The following is a 6,951-nucleotide window of genomic DNA, read 5'->3' as shown; positions in this document are numbered from 1 at the left end:
ACCGACATCACTGCACTGCTGCAACGGGGCGGAATATTACAGCTGGGCGGCAATAGCGTCAAACCTTTTTTTGCACAAATCAACTGATTGCCTATTATTTGAACCTATTATGCGCTGAGCATTGCAAGATGGAGTTCTGTCGGTAGCTGTGCGAAAATATACCGCAGCAGAATTATGGCAGAGACGTTAACAAATGACAGCACAAATTATTGATGGCAAAGCCGTTGCTCAGGCAACAAAAGATAAAGTCGCCGCGCAGGTGCGTGCCCGCCTGGCTGCAGGTAAAAGAGCCCCGGGGTTGGCCGTTGTACTGGTAGGCCTTGACGCCGCATCGCAAGTTTATGTTGGCAGTAAACGTAAAGCCTGTGAAGAAGTAGGATTTCATTCTGTTTCTTACGATCTCCCCTCTACAACTTCGCAACAACAGCTGCTAGAGCTTATTGACACGTTAAACAATGACGATAGCGTCGATGGCATTTTGGTTCAACTGCCTTTGCCTGCCGGTTTAGACTCATCACTGATACTTGAGCGCATTATTCCGCATAAAGATGTTGATGGTTTTCACCCCTACAACATCGGCCGCCTTGCACAACGAATGCCTGCCCTGCGCTCTTGCACGCCTAAAGGCATTATGACGCTACTACAAAGCACCGGCGTCAATGTTAAAGGCATGGATGCAGTGGTTGTCGGTGCGTCTAATATCGTCGGCCGCCCAATGGCGCTGGAACTGCTATTAGCAGGTTGCACTACCACGGTGTGTCATAAATTTACCAGGAACCTTGAAGCTCAGGTGCGCCGTGCCGACCTATTAGTTGTCGCTGTAGGCCGGCCAGAGTTTATTCCTGGCGACTGGGTAAAACCGGGCGCGCTGGTTATTGATGTAGGTATTAATCGCTTAGATAGCGGCAAACTGGTGGGTGATGTGGAATACGGCACAGCGGTAAAACACGCGCGTTATATCACTCCGGTACCAGGCGGCGTAGGCCCGATGACAGTCGCTAGTTTAATTGAAAACACGCTGGAAGCTTGCGAGCTGTATCACGATAAGCATTAACAAATAGTAATAAGCATAAAAAACCGCCAATAGGCGGTTTTTTATTTTTACTGTTTATATGGCTAAAGTTAGCGTGCGCTTACTTGCAACCAAACCCTAATCCACTTTTACGCGTATTAAATGGATTGGTTCCCGCCAATAGGATTTTTATGCTATTTCATACCATGCTCAAACCATCTGGCGCCGTCGCAGTTATCGTTGCTTTGCTGTTATTTTTAACCGGATGCGCACAAAAACAAGTACCCGATAGTGTTGTCTGGCAACAACAACTGAATTTGCCCTCGGTAAAGTACTCAGCTGAAGTTGCTAAGCACTTGTGTCTAAATGTTGAAAAAGTGAGTTTCAACTGGCTAGACCCAAGCCGGGATCGGCTTGTTCCGGCATTGTTATTTAAACCGGCCCGCCAGCAAAAAGCCACAGCATTAATTGTGTTTTCTCATGGCTTAGGGGGGGCGAAAGAGCGTTACGCTTATCTTGGTCAGTATTGGGCCAGCCAAGGCTATGCCAGCTTACATGTGCAGCATGACGGCAGCGACAGAAAAGTCTGGCGCGGCAGCAGACTAATGCTCCCTTTTCGGTTGATGGACGCGGCAGATACCACCGAAGCCTTAGCCCGAGTGCAGGATGTGAAGTTTGCGTTGGACCAGATATTAGCGTCAGCCCATGCCGCTGATTTTGATAACCAGAATATCGTAATGGCTGGCCACTCTTATGGTGCAAACACCTCAATGTTATTAAGCGGTGCCCAAGTTGAGCAAAACGGCAGCTTAGTTAGCCTGAAAGATAATCGCATCAAAGCGGCTATTTTAATTTCAGCCCCTCCTTTTTATAACGACCAGCCGCTGGATAACGTACTGGCAGAGGTGAGCATTCCCACGTTGCATATTACGACCACCGAAGATGAAATTCGGGTGCCGGGATATTATTCATCACCACAAGACAGGTTTGACTTGTATGACGCCATGGCCAGCCGCTACAAAGTGCTGGCGGTATTTAGCGCAGGCAGCCACAATATTTTTTCCGGCTGGCGCGGTGGCAAAGATACCAAGTCACAGCAGCAAGTGATTAAAGCGGCCACCCAGGCGTTATCCAGTGCTTTTATTGAGCAAATAACCACTAATAACAGCCAGGCAATAGACCTGTGGGCCCAGCAACATCAATCAGTGTTAGCTAAGTTTATTCGCTCAGACTTAGTGGCGATGGTAGATTAGGCATTTAGATGTGTGATCTTTACGGGTAACAGCTGATGCATAAAATAATACTAAATATTAAGACTGTAACTGTGTTCGCCATTTTTATGATCAGCATGTTCTTCCATGCCAATGCCAACCAGACTGATAACATTTTAGGACGCTGGGTGATGACCGAGGTGGTTTATGATGATGGCAGTGTCAATCAACTGGAAACCAGTAATTTTGTTTATATAGATGCGAACACTATAACAGAAGTTATTAAAGGTCACGGTAGCAGACAGTATCCCTACACCAGGCAAGGTAACGTGCTTACGTTAACTGCAGGCGATGAACAAATTACCTGGCAAATACTCAGCGAAAGCACTCATCGTTTAAAAGTTGCTACTCCGATAGGGAAATACGTTTTAACCCGCTGAACAATCGCCTGCTAACAATGATGACAGATACAGCAGTCTATCTTGCTGATAAATAAAACACTGGCCGCTAACGCGGCCAGAACAAGGGTTGTATCCATTGACGCAGGGAAAGCTCGGCAAGCCCGACCACTGTCTTTAGCTTAACCCCGAGACTGCGTAGCGCACTGCACGACTTAGTACAGCCAGCACTTGTTCAAACACCCAGCGGATAAAGCGGGCGGTTAGTTTAATAACCACGTGTGCTCCCCTTCCGGCAAACACCAGCATATGCGCCAGTAAGCCTTTTACATGCTCGTCATTGGGAAAAACTTTGGCACTTTTTTCCAACTCCATCGCCAAATTGTCGTAAAAGGTATGCACGCCGCCGCCCAGACTCTGCACACCTAAAATAGCGGCAGACGCTACGCCTGACTTCCGTAAAATAGTGGTTAGCGCATCTTCAATTTGGTTTTTCCAATATTCGCTAAAGGTCACTTTATGCTGGTCGCCGAACTTCAGATACACTTGTTTGGGCAGACGCTCTGCACCAATTAAGTTGGCCCATTCGCCGCGGGCACTGTTTTGATAGCAATGATTCGCCTCTCGCATGGCATGGGAACTGATTCGGATACCGGTATCGGACGTTAAACGCACCACCTGGCCATTGTATGGCGCATGGTAATAGGGCCAAACCGGTGCCAACGGCACCGGATCATCACCATGAATACAGCGATAGCTGGCATCAATACTGCCTGGTGCCTGCATAGCAAAGCTTTTTAATCCAACTCGCGGCGAACCAAAAGTGTACAGAGCCACTTTGTTACCATAAAATTTCTTCACCCAGATTGCAGCCAACTGTGCCAATGCTGCGCCTAAGCTATGACCCGCGCAGTGCACAATAGCATGTCCGTTACCGCGTAATATCGGGTTTAGTTGTTGCTCTAATGCCGGGCGCATACTATTAAAAATATCATAAAAGCCTTTATGGGCTTGAGTTTGGTTTTCTACCGTTACAGTGCGGGTGTTGCTATTACTTAACCAGTCAAAACTGGTTTGGGTACCACGGAAACCGATAGCGACACTACCTCTATATTCCCTGTTTTCTTTGCCACGGCCTACCACGGCAAAGCCTGAATCACGGCGAAACAAAAATCCACCACTGCGGCCATATATCGTTCCACCATTACCACTAAAATCAAAGGTTGCTTTCAACTCTCCGGTTTTAGGAATAAAAGCGGCACCTGAAGGCATTTTTAACGTTTCATATACATCAGCAGCCAGAGCGGCAGCTATCTTAGGGTTTAATACTGGAATACTCATCGTTGATCTTCCTTTGGTAATTTATCCAGATAACTCTGAAATTGAAGCTCCAACTTAGGTATAGCGCGAAGCTTGTCAGCGTTGGTCTCTAACTCACTAATTCGCTTTAACATTTCAAGTCCGCTTTCTGCATTATTACGCATGTGATAGCGGACAAACTCATCGGAGTTAATCAGTGAAGCGTTTTGCTCTAAATAAGTAAGCTGTCGATAAAGGCCCGCCCAAATATCTTCAAGCTCAGCTGCATCCAGTTCAGCCTGCGACACCACAACTTTATCGGCGTGCAAAAAGCGGCATTTTGAGTGAAAACCGCGCCATACTCCGCTGGGATTTTCAATATATTTCATATAGCTTGTGGTGTAATCGTCGCTAAGTTCGCAGTGCATGCCGGCGGCGAGTAAATCGCTGGATGGGCTTTTCAGGTTGTGTGATGTGCCCATTTCAAAAAACAGATCTTCATCACCTTTTTTGGGGTGATCCACAGCAAGCAGCTGTAACGCTACCTGGCGCTCGTACAATACCGGGCGTGCCTTAACTAATTTCTCAGCGAAGTAAAAGTGACCATCGGCATCGGTGCGGGTGCTCTCCCAACTCCAGCTATCATCAAAGAAGGTGCCACGCTTTATTACCATATCCGCTTGCGGCTTACCCTCCAGGGCAATAGCGCCCTTAATTTCCGGTGAAACCTGCACATCAATTCGTTTAAACCAACCAAACACACCGGCCTCCGCAGAGTTGTTGATAAGCAGGACAAATAACACTACCCAAATGCACTTTAAGGTGCTGCGCTGCAAGCTCCACACAAAACATCCTATTTTGAAAATTTTATGCCATTGTATCTTTGATAAACAATTAATCAACCAAAAAGCAACATTTGAAATTTCTGCAAAGCTGCCATGTAAAATTAACGCATAAAAAAACCGCCAGTAGGCGGTTTTTTTAGAAAAGTAACTTAATCAGCCTTTGCGCCAGCTGGTTACGCCGTTTTTATCTTCAACGATAATGCCTTTGGCGGTTAACGCATCACGGGCGGCGTCTGCTGCTGCCCAGTCTTTAGCCGCGCGGGCGTCATTACGTTTGGCGATTAACGCTTCTATTTCGGCTACATCATCCATTGACGCACCTGATTGCAAGAACTGCTCGGCATCGCCTTGCAGTAGGCCCAGTACGCCGGCTAATAAACTTAACAAGCCTGCCAGCTCAGCAGCCTTGGCGGGCTCGACTTCTTTAAAGCGGTTTACTTCACGCGCCAGTTCAAACAATACCGGTAAGGCTTCCGGGGTATTGAAGTCGTCATCCATCGCCGCTTTAAAACGGGCAATGTACGGGCTTTTCAGGTCAATACTGTGGCTTGGGGTTACATTACGCAGCGCGGTGTATAACCGGCCTAATGCCGCATGCGCTTGCTCTACATTCTCCGTGGAGTAATTTAACTGGCTGCGATAGTGGCTGGATAACAAGAAATAACGCACGGCTTCGGCGTTGTATTGCGCCAGTACGTCTTTAACCGTAAAAAAATTGCCTAATGACTTAGACATTTTTTCTTTATCTACCTGCACCATACCGGTGTGGATCCAGGTATTTACGTATTTATTGCCGTGCGCACAGGTAGACTGTGCAATTTCGTTTTCGTGATGCGGAAACTGTAAGTCTGAACCGCCACCATGAATATCGAAATGCTCACCTAAGTGTTTCGCACTCATCGCTGAACATTCAATATGCCAGCCCGGACGGCCATTGCCCCACGGTGATTGCCAGAACGGCTCGCCAGGTTTAGCGGCTTTCCATAGTACGAAATCTAATGGGTCGTCTTTATTGCTGGCAACTTCTACCCGTGAGCCAGATTGCAGCATTTCAAGGTTTTGCTGGCTCAGCTCGCCGTAGGCTTCATATTTACTGACGTCAAACAACACATCACCGTCGGTAGCAACGTAGGCATAACCTTTATCTACCAGCTGCGAAATCATGCTGATAATTTCTGCCATATGCGTGGTAACGCGTGGCTCTATGTCCGCAGGCAATAAACCCAGTGCATCAAAATCGGCGTGCATGGCTTTAGTGTAACGCTCTGTTAATGCATCGCAGCTTTCGTTGTTCTCAGCGGCTCGTTTGATAATTTTGTCATCAACATCCGTAATGTTACGCACGTAGGTGACATCGTAACCGCTAAAACGTAAATAACGATTGATAACATCAAAAGACACATAGGTTCTACCGTGACCGACATGACAGTGATCATAAATAGTAATACCGCAGACATAAAGTGCCGCTTTTCCTGGCACTATGGGAGTAAACACTTCTTTTTTTCTGCTTAAGGTATTAAATATCTGTAACATGACGTCCTCGAAAATAGCCCAAAGTGGCCGAATAGATCTTGCTGTTGCATCAGCGCATTAGTGTACCATCGCCTGTTTAGCCTCGCTATCCTTGCTTTATGATTTGGCCTGACTACGTTAGAATAGCGCTACTTTAACAAAGGACTCTCAATTATGATTAGCTTACACACTAACTACGGCGTAATTAAATTAAACCTGTTTGCTGACAAAGCCCCTGCGACAGTAGAAAACTTCATTAGCTATGTAAAAGACGGTTTTTTTGATAACACCATTTTTCACCGTGTTATTAACGGTTTTATGATCCAGGGCGGTGGCTTTACGGCTGACATGGAGCAAAAAGAAACCAAAGCAACCATTAAAAACGAAGCCAACAACAAAGTACCTAATAAAAAAGGCACTATTGCGATGGCGCGTACTAATGATCCGCACTCTGCCACTTGCCAGTTTTTCATCAACATCGCAGACAACGATTTTTTAAACTTTAGCTCTGAAACAGGCTCAGGCTGGGGTTACTGCGTATTTGGTGAAGTGGTTGAAGGTATGGACGTTGTTGACGAAATTAAAAAAGTTGCCACCGGCCGCAATGCTGGCCATAGCGATGTACCGGTAAAACCGGTCGTTATCGAAAAAGCCGAGCTGCACGCTTAAGCATT

The 6,951-nt window shown here is 46.7% G+C and carries 7 protein-coding genes; 4 read left to right on the top strand and 3 right to left on the bottom strand.

Annotated features, from left to right (window positions below; genetic code table 11):
- Nucleotides 1-193: 193 nt before the first annotated feature.
- The 3 genes from folD to ORJ00_RS00830 all read left to right on the top strand — a co-directional run bounded on the left by folD (nt 194) and on the right by ORJ00_RS00830 (nt 2,663).
- Nucleotides 194-1,054, top strand: a complete 861-nt coding sequence (gene folD, locus ORJ00_RS00840) for a bifunctional methylenetetrahydrofolate dehydrogenase/methenyltetrahydrofolate cyclohydrolase FolD (protein WP_027669695.1) — start codon at nt 194-196, stop codon at nt 1,052-1,054.
- 149 nt (nt 1,055-1,203) lie between these two features.
- On the top strand, nt 1,204-2,265 hold the full coding sequence (locus tag ORJ00_RS00835) for an alpha/beta hydrolase family protein (RefSeq protein ID WP_306138720.1): 1,062 nt from the start codon (nt 1,204-1,206) through the stop codon (nt 2,263-2,265).
- 35 nt (nt 2,266-2,300) lie between these two features.
- Nucleotides 2,301-2,663 (top strand): hypothetical protein, encoded by a 363-nt coding sequence (locus ORJ00_RS00830; RefSeq protein WP_306138719.1) that lies wholly within the window; start codon nt 2,301-2,303, stop codon nt 2,661-2,663.
- A gap of 135 nt (nt 2,664-2,798) precedes the next feature.
- Here the strand turns inward: ORJ00_RS00830 and ORJ00_RS00825 are convergent, their stop codons facing one another.
- The 3 genes from ORJ00_RS00825 to cysS form a co-directional block, all read right to left on the bottom strand.
- The gene (locus ORJ00_RS00825) at nt 2,799-3,962 is read right to left on the bottom strand and encodes a lipase family protein (RefSeq protein WP_306138718.1); all 1,164 of its coding nucleotides are present in this window, start codon (nt 3,960-3,962) and stop codon (nt 2,799-2,801) included.
- The gene (locus ORJ00_RS00820) at nt 3,959-4,765 is read right to left on the bottom strand and encodes a DUF6795 domain-containing protein (RefSeq protein ID WP_306138717.1); all 807 of its coding nucleotides are present in this window, start codon (nt 4,763-4,765) and stop codon (nt 3,959-3,961) included. Before ORJ00_RS00820 ends, ORJ00_RS00825 begins: the two co-directional genes overlap by 4 nt.
- A gap of 153 nt (nt 4,766-4,918) precedes the next feature.
- Entirely contained in the window at nt 4,919-6,298 is a 1,380-nt protein-coding gene (gene cysS / locus ORJ00_RS00815; protein WP_027672528.1) for a cysteine--tRNA ligase, read from the bottom strand.
- A 153-nt stretch (nt 6,299-6,451) separates the two neighbouring features.
- Here cysS and ORJ00_RS00810 point away from each other — a divergent pair, with 153 nt between their 5' ends.
- Entirely contained in the window at nt 6,452-6,946 is a 495-nt protein-coding gene (locus ORJ00_RS00810; RefSeq protein WP_305973086.1) for a peptidylprolyl isomerase, read from the top strand.
- Nucleotides 6,947-6,951 lie beyond the last annotated feature (5 nt).

The sequence above is a fragment of the Rheinheimera baltica genome, from assembly GCF_030731985.1.
Taxonomy (GTDB): domain Bacteria; phylum Pseudomonadota; class Gammaproteobacteria; order Enterobacterales; family Alteromonadaceae; genus Alishewanella; species Alishewanella baltica.
This window is presented reverse-complemented; position numbering and strand designations above follow the sequence as displayed.

Excerpts from the sequence above, each read along its gene's own strand:
- folD (WP_027669695.1), top strand. The coding sequence starts at position 194 with ATGACAGCACAAATTATTGATGGCAAAGCCGTTGCTCAGGCAACAAAA.
- ORJ00_RS00835 (WP_306138720.1), top strand. The coding sequence starts at position 1,204 with ATGCTATTTCATACCATGCTCAAACCATCTGGCGCCGTCGCAGTTATC.
- ORJ00_RS00830 (WP_306138719.1), top strand. The coding sequence starts at position 2,301 with ATGCATAAAATAATACTAAATATTAAGACTGTAACTGTGTTCGCCATT.
- ORJ00_RS00825 (WP_306138718.1), bottom strand. The coding sequence starts at position 3,962 with ATGAGTATTCCAGTATTAAACCCTAAGATAGCTGCCGCTCTGGCTGCT.
- cysS (WP_027672528.1), bottom strand. The coding sequence starts at position 6,298 with ATGTTACAGATATTTAATACCTTAAGCAGAAAAAAAGAAGTGTTTACT.
- ORJ00_RS00810 (WP_305973086.1), top strand. The coding sequence starts at position 6,452 with ATGATTAGCTTACACACTAACTACGGCGTAATTAAATTAAACCTGTTT.